The organism is Nocardiopsis sp. CNZ308 (assembly GCF_004217075.1).
This window is the reverse complement of sequence record NZ_SHKJ01000001.1, coordinates 3,773,662-3,788,650: the sequence shown is the minus strand read 5'-3', so window position 1 is coordinate 3,788,650 and position 14,989 is coordinate 3,773,662. Positions and strand designations below refer to the sequence as shown.

At 72.0% G+C, this 14,989-nt stretch carries 13 protein-coding genes; 8 read left to right on the top strand and 5 right to left on the bottom strand.

Annotated elements, in window-relative coordinates:
- Position 1: 1 nt before the first annotated feature.
- Positions 2-649, bottom strand: coding sequence for a DUF6230 family protein (locus EV372_RS16555; RefSeq protein WP_130398959.1), 648 nt, complete (start codon positions 647-649; stop codon positions 2-4).
- Positions 650-863: 214 nt separating this feature from the next.
- On the opposite strand from EV372_RS16555, the gene EV372_RS16550 reads away from it, so the two are divergent.
- Complete coding sequence (locus EV372_RS16550) at positions 864-2,831, top strand: GMC family oxidoreductase (RefSeq protein WP_130396701.1); 1,968 nt, start codon at positions 864-866, stop codon at positions 2,829-2,831.
- A 331-nt stretch (positions 2,832-3,162) separates the two neighbouring features.
- Here the strand turns inward: EV372_RS16550 and EV372_RS16545 are convergent, their stop codons facing one another.
- Positions 3,163-3,957: a MerR family transcriptional regulator gene (locus EV372_RS16545; protein WP_130396700.1), complete on the bottom strand. Its 795-nt coding sequence runs from the start codon at positions 3,955-3,957 to the stop codon at positions 3,163-3,165.
- 116 nt (positions 3,958-4,073) lie between these two features.
- Between EV372_RS16545 and EV372_RS16540 the strand changes: the two genes are divergently transcribed.
- The 5 genes from EV372_RS16540 (at position 4,074) to EV372_RS16520 (ending at position 9,270) form a co-directional block, all read left to right on the top strand.
- Positions 4,074-4,928 carry an SDR family NAD(P)-dependent oxidoreductase gene (locus EV372_RS16540; RefSeq protein ID WP_019606688.1) on the top strand — a complete coding sequence of 285 codons (855 nt, stop codon included), beginning with the start codon at positions 4,074-4,076 and terminating at the stop codon, positions 4,926-4,928.
- Positions 4,929-4,942: 14 nt separating this feature from the next.
- The gene (locus EV372_RS16535) at positions 4,943-5,854 is read left to right on the top strand and encodes an AurF N-oxygenase family protein (protein WP_130396699.1); all 912 of its coding nucleotides are present in this window, start codon (positions 4,943-4,945) and stop codon (positions 5,852-5,854) included.
- Between the two features lie 371 nt (positions 5,855-6,225).
- Complete coding sequence (locus EV372_RS16530) at positions 6,226-7,788, top strand: flavin-containing monooxygenase (RefSeq protein ID WP_197044268.1); 1,563 nt, start codon at positions 6,226-6,228, stop codon at positions 7,786-7,788.
- 229 nt (positions 7,789-8,017) lie between these two features.
- Positions 8,018-8,278, top strand: a complete 261-nt coding sequence (locus EV372_RS16525; protein WP_130396698.1) for a DUF4873 domain-containing protein — start codon at positions 8,018-8,020, stop codon at positions 8,276-8,278.
- Positions 8,279-8,370: 92 nt separating this feature from the next.
- Positions 8,371-9,270: an alpha/beta fold hydrolase gene (locus EV372_RS16520; protein ID WP_197044267.1), complete on the top strand. Its 900-nt coding sequence runs from the start codon at positions 8,371-8,373 to the stop codon at positions 9,268-9,270.
- A 204-nt stretch (positions 9,271-9,474) separates the two neighbouring features.
- On the opposite strand, the gene EV372_RS16515 is transcribed toward EV372_RS16520, so the two are convergent.
- A complete protein-coding gene (locus tag EV372_RS16515) occupies positions 9,475-10,230 on the bottom strand; it encodes a GbsR/MarR family transcriptional regulator (protein ID WP_130396697.1) in 756 nt (251 codons plus the stop codon).
- Between the two features lie 244 nt (positions 10,231-10,474).
- On the opposite strand from EV372_RS16515, the gene EV372_RS16510 reads away from it, so the two are divergent.
- Together EV372_RS16510 and EV372_RS16505 are read left to right on the top strand one after the other, a co-directional pair.
- Positions 10,475-11,140 carry a DUF4097 family beta strand repeat-containing protein gene (locus EV372_RS16510; protein ID WP_130396696.1) on the top strand — a complete coding sequence of 222 codons (666 nt, stop codon included), beginning with the start codon at positions 10,475-10,477 and terminating at the stop codon, positions 11,138-11,140.
- A gap of 45 nt (positions 11,141-11,185) precedes the next feature.
- Entirely contained in the window at positions 11,186-12,415 is a 1,230-nt protein-coding gene (locus EV372_RS16505; RefSeq protein ID WP_130396695.1) for a serine hydrolase domain-containing protein, read from the top strand.
- Between the two features lie 200 nt (positions 12,416-12,615).
- Here the strand turns inward: EV372_RS16505 and EV372_RS16500 are convergent, their stop codons facing one another.
- Both EV372_RS16500 and EV372_RS16495 read right to left on the bottom strand, forming a co-directional pair.
- Positions 12,616-13,974 carry an amidohydrolase family protein gene (locus EV372_RS16500; protein ID WP_130396694.1) on the bottom strand — a complete coding sequence of 453 codons (1,359 nt, stop codon included), beginning with the start codon at positions 13,972-13,974 and terminating at the stop codon, positions 12,616-12,618.
- 40 nt (positions 13,975-14,014) lie between these two features.
- Positions 14,015-14,740, bottom strand: coding sequence for an Atu4866 domain-containing protein (locus EV372_RS16495; RefSeq protein WP_130396693.1), 726 nt, complete (start codon positions 14,738-14,740; stop codon positions 14,015-14,017).
- Positions 14,741-14,989 lie beyond the last annotated feature (249 nt).

The following is a 14,989-nucleotide window of genomic DNA, read 5'->3' as shown; positions in this document are numbered from 1 at the left end:
ATCAGAAGCACTCGTGCTCGCCGGGCCGGACGGCCAGGCTCAGACCGGACAGCTTCAGGGATCCGGAGGTGACCGCCCAGGTGGTCAGCTCCATGTCGGAGACGGTGATGTTCTGGGACTGGAGGCCGAAGCCGCCCGCCGGTCCCTGGCCGCCCTCGGCCCTGTCCAGCGTGCTGGCGTCGCGGCCGATCTCGATGGCGCCGAACTCGGCGTCGCCCTGGAGCTGCTCGATGTCGAGGACGAGGTTGGTGCCCTGGACGGGGGTGGACTCGCCCGCGGTGATGACGAGGGTGGCCTGGCCGATGGGCAGGTCCCACAGGGAGGACATGCACAGGTTGGTCAGCTCGGCGGAGCCGACCGAGGACAGGCCGACCGGGCGGGAGGAGCCGTCGACGGAGGTGGCGGCGTCGCCGTACTGGGTGAAGCCGGTGCCGACGAGCTGGTCGGCGGACATCTTGAAACTGTCCCCGGACACCGCGAAGGAGGCGGCGAGCAGGCCCTGGGTGGTCATGCCTCCGAGGACCGCGGCGGCCGCGAACCCGGGGACGGCCACGAGGGCGAACCTGCGCCAGCGCGTCCCGCCACCGGCTTCGTGCTGCTCAGGCGCGTCCTGAGGCGCCTCGGACGCCTCGCCGGAAGCCTTGGGCATGAGTACCTCCAGTGTTCCGCCGCCCGTGAGCGGCGAGGGGGAGCCGAACTTGCGCCGAGGCACGCCACGTGTGTTACATGGAACACACCCTACTCGGCGGTAGTGACGAACATTACAATAGTTGTTGTCACATTTCTAGATGGCGCATTCAATGTTGCGGACCCGTATCCGGCGCACTACGGGAAACCGCGTCTGACCTGGAGAGAGTCCAACCGTGCCCCCAGAGCGCAGCACAGATCCCACCGCCACCCCCAACTCCTCCGCTCCCACCTCCCGGACCGCGGCCGAAACCCCGACCGAAACCCCGACCGGGGCCGAGACCGGATCCGCGACCGGTGACCGCGCCGACCGCTTCGACTACGACGTCCTGGTCGTGGGCTCGGGCTTCGGCGGCTCGGTGAGCGCCCTGCGCCTCACCGAGAAGGGTTACCGCGTCGGCGTCCTGGAGGCGGGGCGCCGCTTCACGCCCCAGACGCTGCCCTCCTCGTCCTGGGACGTCCGCAACTTCCTGTGGGCGCCCCGGCTCGGCATGTACGGCATCCAGCGCATCCACCTGCTGCGGGACGTGGTGATCCTGGCGGGCGCCGGCGTCGGCGGCGGTTCCCTCAACTACGCCAACACGCTGTACCACCCGCTGGACCCGTTCTTCGAGGACCCGCAGTGGCGGCACATCACCGACTGGAAGTCGGAGCTGGCGCCGTTCTACGACCAGGCCCGCCGCATGCTCGGCGTGCGCACCAACCCCACCGTCACCCCCTCCGACGTGCACATGAAGGCGATCGCCGAGGACATGGGCGTGGGTCACACCTTCCGCCTCACCCCGGTGGGCGTGTGCTTCGGCGACGGCCTGGACGGCGACGGCCGCCGGGCCGAGCCCGGCGCGTCCGTGGGGGACCCCTACTTCGGCGGCGCGGGCCCCGACCGGCGGGCCTGCACGGAGTGCGGGGAGTGCATGACCGGATGCCGCCACGGCGCCAAGAACGCCCTGACCGAGAACTACCTGTACTTCGCCGAGCGCGACGGCGCCGAGGTGCACCCGCTGACCACCGTCGAGCGGCTGCGCGAACTGCCGGGCGGCGGCTTCGCCGCCGACACCGTCAGGACCGACGCGCCCCGGCGGCGGTCGAACGCCCGCACGTTCACCGCCCGCCAGGTGGTCGTGGCCGCCGGGACCTACAACACCCAGACGCTGCTGCACCGCATGCGCGACTCGGGCGCGCTGCCCCGCCTGTCGGCGAGGCTGGGCACGCTCACCCGCACCAACTCCGAGGCTCTCGTCGGCGCGATGACCCGCCGGGTGAGACCGCAGGAGGACCTGACCCGGGGCGTGGCCATCACGTCCTCGATCCACCCGGACGAGAACACCCACATCGAACCGGTCCGCTACGGCAAGGGCTCCAACGCGATGGCGCTGCTCACCGCGATGCAGGTGCCCGGCGGCGGGCGGGTCCCGCGCTGGCTGCGGTTCCTGGGGCTGGCGGCGCGCCATCCGGTGGTGTTCGCCCGCAGCCTCTCCGCCCGCCGCTGGTCGGAGCGGACCATCATCGGCCTGGTGATGCAGTCGCTGGACAACTCGCTGACGACGTCGGTGCGGCGGGGGCCGTTGGGCGGGAGGAAGAGGCTGACCTCCCGCCAGGGCCACGGCGAGCCGAACCCGACGTGGATCCCGGCGGGGCAGGACGCGGCCACCCGGCTGGCCGAGCGCATCGACGGCTTTCCCGGGGGCACGGTGGGCGACGTGTTCAACGTCCCGATGACCGCGCACTTCCTGGGCGGCTGCCCGATCGGCGACAGCCCGCAGACGGGGGTCATCGACCCCTACCACCGGCTGTACGGCCACCCGGGCGTCCACGTGGTGGACGGCTCGGCGGTCACCGCGAACCTGGGGGTGAACCCGTCGCTGACCATCACCGCGCAGGCCGAGCGCGCGATGTCGATGTGGCCGAACAAGGGCGAGGAGGACACCCGGCCGGAGCAGGGCGAGCGGTACCGGCGGGTCGGGCCGGTGTTCCCGGCCTCCCCGGCGGTTCCGGCCGGCGCCTTCGCCGAGCTGCGGTTCACCGCCCCGCTCCCGCTCTCGGTGGTGCACTCGGAGGCGCCGTCAGCGGACGCGGCGGCCGTCGGCGAGACGACCGGGGCCGCTGGGCAGAGCGGGGCCGCTGGGGAGGACGCACGAACGTGAGGCCGGCGCCCCGGGGCCGGTCGTCCACAGGGACGGCGGGCGCCCCGGTGGCGTCGGGGGAACCGGTCTAGGCTGGATTTCGGGGGCGCCGCGCGCCGCTTCCGGGCGGGCGCACCGCCCCCGGATCCCAGTCTCCCCCGCCCGCCCCGCGTCCGCCAGACCGCTCCTCGGCCTGTGGAAACGCGCTCGCGCGGTGGAACCGCCGCGACACCCGGTCCTCCAACAGGTAGCCAGCGCTCAGACGCGCTCGCGCACCGGAACCGCCCACGAACCCGGCATCCGCGGGCCGCGAAGGCCGGCGAGTGCGCCGAAGGCCTTCGGGCGCACCCCGTCAGCCCTTCGGCGGCGCCGCCGCGCCCCCTCCGACGCCCTCCTTGGCCGCGCCCTCCTTGTCCAGGTACTCCATCGCCAGGGCGAAGTGCTCCCCCATGACGTTGGTGAGGTTCTCCGCCATCGCCTGCGCCAGGACCGCGTCCACGGCCTGCTGCGCGAGAGGGCGCACCCGGCGGATCAGCTCGGCCATCTCGGCGGTCTCCTCGCTGCGGACCACCGTGCCGGGCGCGTACTCGGCGATGATGTGGTCGGCGACCAGGCGGACCATGTGCTCGGCGACGTGGCCGACCTTGTCGCGCAGGTTCTCCGCTATGTCGAGCACCGAGTCCACGGTCATGCCCAGCTTCACCAGCTCCACCCCGGCGTGCAGCAGCCGCGGGCTGGGCACCCGGAAACGCAGCCCGTCGCGTTCGAGCACGCCCAGGTCCAGGGAGCGCTTCACCGTGCGGGGCGTGACGCCGTGGCCGAAGAGTTCGCGCAGGTCGCCCATGGTCAGGTAGCCGGCGATCTCGTCGCTCCAGGCGTCCCCTATGGCCGACTCGAAGCCCAGGATGTCGGAGAGGTCCCCTCCTCGCTCCCAGACCCGGAACATCTCGCCGATGTTGGCGAAGGTGTAGCCGCGCCGGAGCAGCTGGCCGATCAGCCGCAGACGCGCCAGGTGCGCCTCGGAGTAGATGCCCACGCGGCCCTCCCTGCGGGGAGGCGCGAGCAGGCCACGGTCCTGGTACACCCGGACGTTGCGCACCGTCGTGTCGGCGAGCCGGGCGAGTTCGTCAATGCGGTATTCGGCCATGGGTCCAGCCTAGGGACAACCGCGAACCTTACCCGTCAGTAAATTTCCCGCGTCACCCCATTGCATTGTGACAATGCCCGTTGTAACGTTCCGGCAGGAACTGTGGAGGAGATCACATGAGGACCCCCCTACCGCGTCACCTGCGACGACTGCCCGGCCAGAACGCCCTCGTCACCGGCGCCTCCGGCGCGTTCGGCAGCGCCACGGTGGCCGTCCTCCGCCACCTGGGTGTGAACGTGGTCGGCATCGACCGCAAGCCCGCCCCCGGAGTCGTCGGCTGCGACATCACCGACGACGCGCAGGTGCGCGAGGGCGTAGCCGAGGCCCTGGACCGGCTCGACGGCCGCCTGGACCTGCTGATCCACTACGCGGGCGTCGGACCGGCCGTGGACATCGGCCAGGCCCCGGACGTCCACGTGCACCAGGCGCTGGAGGTCAACCTGCTGGGCACCTGGCGGGTCACCGCCGCCGCGATGCCCGCGCTGCTGCGCAGCAGGGGACGCGTCCTCATCACCGCCTCGCTCCTGGCGAACCTGTCGCTGCCCTTCGCCGGGGCCTACACGGTCTCCAAGAGGGCGCTGACCGCCTACGCCGACTGCCTGCGCGCCGAGTACGGCTCGCACATCGGCGTCACCACCGTCCACCCCGGCTACGTCGACACCCCGATCCACAACAGTTCCCGGGCCACCGGCGTCGCCCTCGACGGCCTCGTCCCCGCCGAGAGCGAGCGCGACACCGTCATGGCGGTGGTCCGCGCGGCCGGGGCCAGGTACGCCCGCCGCGACACCGCCTCCACCGCGCTCGGCACCGCCGGGCTCCACCTGTTCCGGCACTTCCCCGGCACCACCGAACAGATCGTGTCGCTCCAGGTGGGCCTGCTCCTGTCGGACGGCGCCTTCGGCGACGCGGAGATCGCCCGGGGACTCCACTCGCGGCACGCCAACCCCCTGGTCCGGCCGGACGCGTCCTGAGGAGGAACACACAGTTGACCGTTGAGATCACCCCTAAGCCCAAGATCACCGACCGCGAGGACATCGCCAAGCGCCTGCTGCGCGGCTCGGCCAAGGCCTCCTTCGACCCGCTCGTCGAGATCGACTGGGACGCCCCCGTGGACAAGGACATGTGGGCGATCCGCCCCGAGCGCCTCTCGCTGTACGGGACCTACCTGTGGGACCGGCTCACCGAGGAGCAGCGCAAGGAGCTCTCCCGGCTGGAGATCGCCAGCGTCGCCACCATCGGCATCTGGTTCGAGACCATCCTCATGCAGATGCTGGTCCGCCACGCCTACCACCACGACCCCAGCACCAACCACGTCCAGTACGCCTACACCGAGATCGCCGACGAGTGCCGCCACACGGTGATGTTCGCCAAGATGGTGGGCAAGCTCGGCTGGCAGACGCACAAGCTCGACCCCGTCGCCTTCCACCTCGGCAACCTCTTCAAGACCATCGCGCACGGCCCGCTGATCTTCGCCGGGGCGCTGTTCGTCGAGGAGGTCCTCGACCAGCTCCAGCGCGAGGCGGTGCCCGACGAGCAGATCCTGCCGCTGGTGCGCTCGGTCTCGCGCATCCACGTGGTGGAGGAGGCGCGGCACATGCGCTACGCCCGCGAGGAGTTCCAGCGCGACTGGGCCACGCGCGGCCCGCTCAACCGGGCCTACAGCCGGATCATCCTCGGCCTGGTCACCTACTACTCGGCCACCCGGCTGATCAACCCCAAGGTGTACGCGCAGGTCGGGCTCGACCCCCGCGAGGCCTCCCGGGTCGCCCGCAACAACCCCCACTGGATCGGCACCAAGACCTGGGCCGCCCGCAAGGTGGTGAGCACCCTGGACACCGCCGGTGCCATCACCGGCCTGGGCCGCTACTTCTGGAAGAAGGCCGGCCTGCTCGGTTGACCCTGCCCCTCCCCGGCTGCGGACGTCTCTCCTGTCGACGCCCCGCCGCCGGGTCCCCTCGGGGGAACGGGCCCGCTCCCCGTCCGCCCCCGAACCCGCAGGCCGCGGACTCCGGTCCGGAAGCACCGCGGCCTGCGGGTCCCAGACCCCACCGCCGGAGGACGAAACGCGCCGCGTCCCCCGGCGGTGGACCCGCCTCCCGGGGGCGAAACGCGCCACGTCCCCGGGAGCCCGCTCCCCGGAGGCGGAACACGCCGCGCCTCACGGGGTGACAACTCCCCCGGGGGCGAAACGCGCCGCGCCCCCGGGGGACACACCCGCCGATCCGGACGGCGACACGTCCGGGCCGGTCCGCACGAAGGGACCAAGACGTGACCGAAGCACCACCCCACTTCCGGGTGGCCGTCATCGGCTCCGGCTTCGCCGGGATCGGGATGGCCGTCCGCCTCAAGCAGGCCGGTCTGAAGGACTTCGTGGTTCTGGAACGCGCCGACGGGATCGGCGGCACCTGGCGCGACAACTCCTACCCGGGCGCCGCCTGCGACGTCCCCTCCCACCTGTACTCGTTCTCCTTCGCGCCCAACCCGCACTGGAGCCGCAGCTTCTCCCCCCAACCCGAGATCCACGACTACATGAAGCGGGTCGCCGGAGAGTACGGGGTGCGGGAGCACGTGCGCCCCGACCACGACATGAGGTCCGCGCACTGGGAGCCCGAGGGCAACCGGTGGCGGATCGAGACCAACCGGGGGACCGTCACCGCCCAGTTCCTCATCAGCGCGGCGGGACCGCTCGCGGACCCCTCCTATCCCGACATCAAGGGCCTGGACACCTTCGAGGGGACGATGTTCCACTCGGCGGCCTGGGACCACGACCACGACCTCACCGGCCGCAGGATCGCGGTGATCGGCACCGGGGCGTCCGCGATCCAGTTCGTGCCCAGGATCCAGCCCAAGGCCGGAAGGCTGACGCTGTTCCAGCGCACGGCCCCGTGGGTGATGTTCCGGCACGACCGCGACATCACCCGGTTGGAGCGCTGGCTGTACCGCAACGTGCCGCTCACCCAGCAGATCGCCCGCAAGAGCATCTACTGGGGCCGGGAGTCCTACGTCCTCGGCTTCGCCAAGAACCCCAGGCTGCTCTCGATCGTGGAGGGGCTGGGCCGGGCCAACATCCGCCGCAGCGTGAAGGACCCCGAGCTGCGGGCCAAGCTCACGCCGAGTTTCCGGGCGGGCTGCAAGCGCATCCTGATGTCCAACGACTACTATCCGGCGCTGGCCCGGCCCAACGTGGACGTGGTCACCGACGGCATCGTGGAGGTGCGCCCCCACGCCGTGGTCACCCGCGACGCCTCGGGCCGCGAGACCGAGCACGAGGTCGACACGATCATCCTCGGCACCGGGTTCCACGTGAGCGACCCGCCCGTGGCGCGGCGGATCTTCAACGCCGAGGGGCGCTCTCTCTCCGACCACTGGGGCACGGACGTGCAGGCCTTCCGCGGCACCACCGTGGCCGGGTTCCCCAACGCCTTCGTGCTGGCGGGGCCCAACACCGGGCTGGGGCACACCTCGCAGCTGTTCATGATCGAGGCCCAGATCCGGTACACGATGCAGGCGCTGAAGTACCTGTGCCGCAACGGCCTGGACCGCATGGACGTGCTCCCGAAGGCCCAGCGCGACTACAACGAGATGGTCGCCAAGGCCATGGAGGGCACGGTCTGGGTGACCGGCGGCTGCGACAGCTGGTACCTCAACGAGCAGGGCCGCAACACCACGCTGTGGCCGACCTTCACCTGGGAGTTCGCGCTGCGCACGCGCTGGTTCGATCCCCACAACTACGACCTGCGGGTGGACCGCTCCCGCGGCCGCGGCGCCCGGCGGCCCGCGGTCCGCGCCGGAGCGGCTCCGGAAGGGGAGCGGTATGAGCGGGTTCGGTGACGGGGAGGAGGAGTACCGGGGCCCGGTGACGGTCGTGCTGCCCACCGCCGGCGGCGCGCAGCGGTCGGAGCGGGTGCCTGGTACGAAGGTTGCGGTTGATGCTGAGGGGTCGCCGGAGTCACCGGATCCTGGCGGTGTGACGGATGGGTCGGGTGCGCCGGGTGTCGAGAACACGGCGGATACGCGGGGTGCGGCAGATGCGGAGGGTGCGGCGGACGAGGGCGTCGCCGTGCGGGTGCAGGCCCACCTGGCGGGCCACTTCTCCCCCCTGACCGGTGACTACCGTTGGCGGGGGCGGCTGTCCCCCAGCCCCGAGGTGACCGCGGCCTTCCGCGCGGGCGTGCGTACGGTCGTGGTGCGCACCCCCGACGGGTTCGAGGGCACCGGGGTTCTGGACGAACCCAACCTGTGGGGCGGCCATCCGGTCAACGGGGCCGGTTCACCGCCCTTCGCCGTGCCCCGCGTGGACATCGACGCGTCCGACGACTGAATGCGTCCGCGCACGCCCCCGGCCCGCGCCGACCCGGGGCGGCCCCTTTCCGGCACCCGGCGCGGTCTTCCCCCGAGTGAGAGGTATCCCCGATGGCAACCCGACACGTGGGTCAGGTCCGAGAACTCCAGGTGCGCTCCGACGACGGCACACTGCTGCACGTCGAGGTGCGCGGCCCGGAGGACGGGCCGACCGTGGTCCTCGCGCACTGCTGGGCGACCTCGCTCGCCTCCTGGGGACCGGTGGTGCGCGAACTGGACCCGTCCCTGCGGGTGGTGCTCTACGACCAGCGCGGTCACGGACGCACCCAGGCGCCGCTGACCAGGGCGGGGTACGGCGCCCGGAAGTTGGCCGAGGACCTGTGCGCGGTCCTGGAGGCGACCGTGCCCGAAGGTGAGAGAGCCGTGGTGGCCGGGCACAGCATGGGCGGGATGACCATCATGTCGGCCGGTGCGCACCCGGTGTTCCGGGAGAGGGCCGCCGCGGTGCTGCTCACCAACACCGGGTGCAAGGAACTGCCGATGCGGTCGACCGCGATCCCGCTGCCCGGTCCGCTGGGCACGTTCGGCGCGCAGGTCTTCCTCAGGGCCCCGATACCGCTGGGCCCGCGCAACGCCCTCACCACGGCGGTACTGAAGTCCATGGTGATGGGCAGGAGAGCCGATCCACGCATGGTGCGGCTGTGCATGAGGATGGTGCACGCGTGCGGTGGTGTGTCCCGGGGCGCGTGGGGGCGGGTGATCTGCACGTTGGAGGCGGAGGAGACCGCCCGGCAGATCTCGGTGCCCACGGTGGTGATGGTGGGCACCGACGACAAGCTGACCCCGCCCTGGCACGCGCACCACATCGCGTCGCTGCTGAAGGACTGCCGGGAGGTGCGGGAGATCCCCGGCGCGGGCCACATGGGACCGCTGGAGTACCCGAGGGCTCTCGCCGAGACGGTGGGCAGGCTCGCCGCCGAGCACCTGGAGCCGCGGACACGGGCCGCTTGACCCCCGGCTCCGCGCTGACGCCCCCGGCTTCCCGGCCGGGGGCGTCGGCGTGCGAAGACCCCGAAGGCGCGGGGAACACGCGCTCCGGGCCGCGCGGACCGGGTCCGCCCGGGCCGGTCCGTCTGCGCACCGGGCTCACCGCGTGTTCCCGGACGGCCGCTGGGAGAAGCGGCCGCCCGTGGTCGTGACCGCCGAGGCGGCTGCCTACCGGGGTTCCGGGGACGGCTCGCCGGTGCCGTCCGGGACGGGTTCGGGTCTGGTGTGCAGGACCTCGCGTGCCTGCTCCGAGGCGCGGATGATGCTCTCGCGCACGAAGTCGACGAAGCGGGCGATGTTCTCCAGGCGCACGGCGGCCGGAGTGCCGGGGCCCAGGACCTGGACGCCCTGACGCGCGGTCTCGACGAGGTGTGCTTCGGCCTGGGCGTTGGCCAGCATCGACTGGTACCAGACGTCGTCGTCGACGACGTAGCGCTCGCGGCGGCGTTCGTCGCGTTCGCGGCGCACCAGGCCCTGGCCCTCCAGGAACGTGATCGCCTTGGAGACCGAGGCCGGGCTGATCTGGAGGCGCTGGACGAGTTCGGCCGCGGTGAGGCTGCCCTCGTCGGTGGTGTAGAGGGACACCAGGACCCGGGACGTCATCTTGGGCAGACCCGACTGCATGAAGACGGCGGTGAAGGCCTCCTCGTACTCGCGCACGGCCTCGGCGTCGCGTCCGTAGGCCTGCGGAGGCGCCTGTGCGGCCCGGGTCGCGGTCTTGACGCGGCGGCGGGTGCGGTGCTGGGTGGCTCGGTGGGCCAGGTCGGCGCGGTAGGAGGTGGGGCCGCCGTTGCGCGTCACCTCGCGGGTGATGGTCGAGGTGGGGCGGTCCAGGTCCCTGGCGATCCGCGCGTAGGCCAGTCCCTGGGCCAGTCCCAGTTCGATCTGCTGGCGTTCGGACTGGGTGAGCCTGCCTCCGGGCATCGCGGTCTCCTTCGTGGTGCGTGGGTGCGCCCACCCTAGCGTTTACTTTCTCACCATTGCAACGCAATGAGCGAAGAACGTTGCATTAGATTCAGAACCATTGCAATAATTCCCCCGGATCTACCTGCTAATACAGGGATCTTTCGCGATACCTCTGTTGCCATAACCATGAACGCAACGTAGCTTTTCCATCATCGGAAACAGCGGGCCGCACCGGCGCCGCACCGGAAGAAGGAGAAGTACGATGCACACCTTCCCCACCCCCACCGCCATCACCACCGTCCTGGACATCCCCGCCGGACGCGTCCAGCTCATCGCCGCCGACCGCACCGACACCACCGTCCAGGTCCAGCCCGCCAACCCCGACAAGAACCGCGACGTCAAGGCCGCCCAGCAGGTCACCGTCACCTACGACGACGGTGTCCTGCGCGTCCAGGCCCCGCCCGCCAAGAACCGGGCCTTCGGCCCCTCCGGATCGGTGGAGATCACCGTCCAGCTGCCCACCGGCTCCCACCTCCAGGCCACCGCCGCCAGCGCCGAGCTGCGCGGCGTCGGACGCCTGGGCCAGGTCGCCTTCGAGGCCGCCCGGGGCCCCGTCAAGCTCGACGAGGCCGCCAGCGCCCGCCTCACCCTCCAGGACGGCGACGTCACGCTCGGCCGCCTGGGCGGCCCCGCCCAGATCAGCACCGCCAGAGGCGACATCGACATCGCCCACGCCACCCGGGGCACGGTCGAGGTGCGCACCGGGTCCGGCGACATCACCGTGAGCGCCGCCCCCGGCGCCTCCGCCGCCCTGGACGCGGGCGCTCCCCACGGCCGCGTCCACAACGCCCTCAAGAACGACGGCGAGACCACCCTGGGCATCCGCGCCACCACCTCCCACGGCGACATCACCGCCCGCGGCCTCTGATCAGCCGTATCCCCCCGGCCACCCGACGACTTACGGAGATCCACGATGGAAAACGACAACGGCCGCTTCTCCAAGGCGGGACTGCGCCGGATGCGCGACGTACTGACACGGCACGTCGAGAGCGGGAGGATCCCCGGGCTGGTCGCCCTGGTCAGCCGGGGCGGTGAGACGCACGTCGAGGCGATCGGGACGATGCGCCACGACGGCGGCGCCCCGATGCGCAGGGACACGGTCTTCCGGATGGCCTCGACGTCCAAGCCGGTCACGATGGCGGCGGCGATGGTCCTGCTCGACGAGTGCGGGCTGCGGCTGGACGACCTGGTGGAGCAGTGGCTGCCCGAACTCGCCGACCGGCAGGTGCTGAGGAGGATCGACGGCCCGCTGGACGACACCGTTGCGGCGCGGCGGCCGATCACCGTACGGGACGTGCTGACCTCCACGTTCGGGCTCGGCATCGACCGGAGCGCGCTGGGCACCCCGATCATGGACGCGCTCTTCGCACAGGGGCTCACGCCCGACCTGCCGGAGCCGATGCCCGAGCCCGACGAGTGGACGCGCCGCCTGGGCACGCTCCCGCTGATGCACCAGCCCGGCGAGCAGTGGCAGTACCACGTCGGCAACGACCTGCTGGGCGTGCTCGTCTCCAGGGTCACGGGGAAGTCGTTCGAGGCGTTCCTGCGCGAGCGCGTCTTCGAGCCTCTGGGTATGGGGGACACCGGTTTCCACGTGCCCGCCGACAAGATGGACCGGCTGCCGCCGCTCTACGCCCCCGACCCGCAGACCGGGGAGTTCCACGTGTGGGACCCGGCCGAGGGGGGACGGCACAGCCAGCCTCCGGCGTTCCAGGCCGGTGGCGGTGGGCTGGTCTCCACCGTCGACGACTACCACGCCTACTTCCGGATGCTGCTGAACCAGGGGATGCACGGGAGCGAGCGGATCCTGTCCCGGCCCGCCGTCCAGCTGATGACCACCAACCGCCTCACGCCCGCGCAGCAGGCCGCCCGGAACGCCATGGCCACCGAGAACGTCCACGTGTCGTTCGGCCAGGGGCAGCACGGCGGATGGGGCTTCGGAATGGCGGTGCGCACCTACCGGGGCGACTACGCACCCGTCGGCCAGTTCGGCTGGGACGGCGGAAGCGGCACCTCGACCTACGCCGACCCGCAGAACCGGCTCACCGGCATCGTGCTCACCCAGGTCGGGATGTCCGTCCCGGACTCGGCCCGGCTCATCCACGACTTCTGGACCACCCTCTACCAGGCGATCGACGACTGACACCGGGTCGGTTTCCCCGGGACCTCCGTCCCCGTCGCACAAGGCGCATCCGCCCCTGAGGGCCCGGCCCCCGACGTCTGCGCGCGGGGGCCGGGCCTCGGGGCCGTCGTGGCGAGGGCCCCGCCGATGAGCGGTGCGCCGACCCGGTCGGAGGGGCGCCCACGCGGTCCGACGGCGGACTCCCCCTACGGCCCCTCGCGTCAGGTGTCGGTGTCGGTCCCGCCCAGGGCCTCGACGATCCGGTCCCGGGACGCGGTCACCTCCTCGCGCAGACCGTCCACGTCCACCCCGACCAGGCGTCCGTGCGCCTTGCGGATCCGACCGGCCACCATCACCGTCTCGATGTTGCGGGCGTCGGCGCCGAGCACGAGCGTGCCCACCGGGTCGTTCAGGGGCATGGTGTTGACGTCACCGGCGTCGACCACGATCAGGTCCGCCTGCCGGCCCGGGGCGAGCGACCCGGTCACCTCGCCCAGTCCGATGGTGCGTGCGCCCTGGAGGGTGGCGAAGTCGAGCACGTCGCGGGTGGTGATCCGGTCCGGCACGGGGTCGCCGCTCCCGTACGCCCCCCGCACCGCGCGCATGCGCTGGATCGCGAGCAGCGTCCGCATCTGCGTGAACATGTCGCTGGCCAGCGCCACCTCCACGTCGATGCTCAGACCCGGGCGGATACCGGCCGCGAGCGCCTCATCGATCGCCGGGACGGCGTTCTCCAGACCGATCTGGGCGTCCGAGGAGGGCGCCAGCGACACGGTGGCCCCAGCCTCGCCGATGGCCCGCCACGCGGACGGGGACAGGCCGGTGGCGTGGATCAGGCACATGTCGGGACCGAGGAGGTCCGCGTCGGCCCAGCCCAGGATCGCTTCCGAGGAGTCGGACCCGAACACCGCGTCGATGCTCACCCCGAGGCCGAGGGCGCGGGCCACCGCCGCCAGTTCCCTCCCGTAGGCGAGGTCAGGGCCCGCGACCGCGTCGGTGGCCAGGGCCGCCAGACGGATGGTGACCAGCCCGTCCCCCGCTCCCTGGTGGGTGGCGCACAACCGTTCCAGGTCCCCGGGCCACTGGTGGTCCCAGTTCCCGAAGTGCGGGCCCATGGAGGCGTGCACCCCTCGGATACCGGTGTCGGCGAGTGCGCGGATCGCCGCGTCGGAGTGGGCGCGCGTACGCGAGTTGTGCGAGAAGTCCAGCATCGTGGTGATCCCGGAGTCCAGCGCGGTGAGCGCCGCCAGCCGGGTTCCCACGTACATGTCGTGGGGCGTGTACAGGGGTGCGACCCGGCCCAGGGTGGACGCCACGTACGAGCCCAGGTCGGAGACGTCGGGGATGCTACGGCGCATCTGCGACTGCCAGGCGTGGCGGTGGGTGTCGACGAATCCGGGGGCGACGACGCGCCCGGTCGTGTCGACCACCGTCGCGTCGGCCGCGTCCGGGTGCTCTCCCAGGTCCGCACCGACCGCGACGATCCGGTCATCCCGGACCAGGACGTCGCCGCGTTCCAGGTCCTGGCTCCCGGGGTCCATCGTGACGACGGTCCCGCCGGTGAACAGCGTCCCGCTCATGGTCCTCCTCCGTTCTGTCGGGGTGGTCGTGAGTGCGCGCTCAGCCGCGGTGGAAGACGTAGCCCGCGTGGTGGAGCACATCGTCGGCGAAGCGGCCGTAGGCCCAGAACCCCAGGTCGTCGCGGTAGACGATGCGGTCCCCCTCGATCCAGAACGACCCCTGGTAGGCGTGGGGGCGTCCGCCGCGCGTCTCGTCGTAGCGGCCGTCGGCGGTCAGTTCCTGGTGGATGAAGCCCGTCTCGTCGATCCACGTCCCCAGGTACGGGCTGTCCGCCGGTGTCCGCGTCGGCCCCGGGAACCGCTCGGTCCGGGGCTCGACCAGGCGTCGGCCGTTGAACAGGGCGAACCCGCCGTCGATGACGACCGCGGCGGCCCGCTCAGGGCGCCAGATCACCTGCTCCAGCGCCGTGGTCCCGGGATGGTGCCCGGAGAGCACGACGAAGGTCGCCGGGTTTCCGGGTGCCAGCGTGCCGACCCTGTCGGAGGGGATCCTGCGCAGCCCGGCGACGGTGTCGTTCTCGACCACGCCCGGGACGACGGTCAGCCCCGAGCAGTCCACGACGACCGCGCCGTCGTCCTCGGCGGCCGTGTGGAGGCCGGGGCCGACCCCGGCTATCTCCTTCCCGTCCAGGAGGAGGTCGGCGCCGGTCAGGTCGCCGATCAGCGGGTCGAACGTGTACACGGCGGCGTTGACGAACATCAGCGGGCGGGGCGGCTCGGCGGCGATGGTCCTCAGCAGGTCCTCGTCGAAGAACTCGGTGCTCATGGTCTACTTCCGAAGGGTGTGGGTGCGTCTCGGGAACGCTCTCCACCCTCGGTGCTGGAAGGCCGGGTGACCAGGCCGCGCTTCACCGGGGTGCCGCGCACCCCGGCTGGATGACGTCCACAGACCGTTCCCGCGCTCGCGGGGAGCACTCCCGCCGGGTGGTCGCGCGGCCGGTGCCGATGGGACCATCCCCGCGTGCGCGGGGAGCACGGGAGGGCTGCAAGCCCTCCCCCTGGGTGGGAGGGGACC

Coding starts and splice junctions, on each gene's coding strand:
- EV372_RS16555 (WP_130398959.1), bottom strand. CDS start 649: ATGCCCAAGGCTTCCGGCGAGGCGTCCGAGGCGCCTCAGGACGCGCCT.
- EV372_RS16545 (WP_130396700.1), bottom strand. CDS start 3,957: ATGGCCGAATACCGCATTGACGAACTCGCCCGGCTCGCCGACACGACG.
- EV372_RS16540 (WP_019606688.1), top strand. CDS start 4,074: ATGAGGACCCCCCTACCGCGTCACCTGCGACGACTGCCCGGCCAGAAC.
- EV372_RS16520 (WP_197044267.1), top strand. CDS start 8,371: ATGGCAACCCGACACGTGGGTCAGGTCCGAGAACTCCAGGTGCGCTCC.
- EV372_RS16515 (WP_130396697.1), bottom strand. CDS start 10,230: ATGCCCGGAGGCAGGCTCACCCAGTCCGAACGCCAGCAGATCGAACTG.
- EV372_RS16510 (WP_130396696.1), top strand. CDS start 10,475: ATGCACACCTTCCCCACCCCCACCGCCATCACCACCGTCCTGGACATC.
- EV372_RS16505 (WP_130396695.1), top strand. CDS start 11,186: ATGGAAAACGACAACGGCCGCTTCTCCAAGGCGGGACTGCGCCGGATG.
- EV372_RS16500 (WP_130396694.1), bottom strand. CDS start 13,974: ATGAGCGGGACGCTGTTCACCGGCGGGACCGTCGTCACGATGGACCCC.
- EV372_RS16495 (WP_130396693.1), bottom strand. CDS start 14,740: ATGAGCACCGAGTTCTTCGACGAGGACCTGCTGAGGACCATCGCCGCC.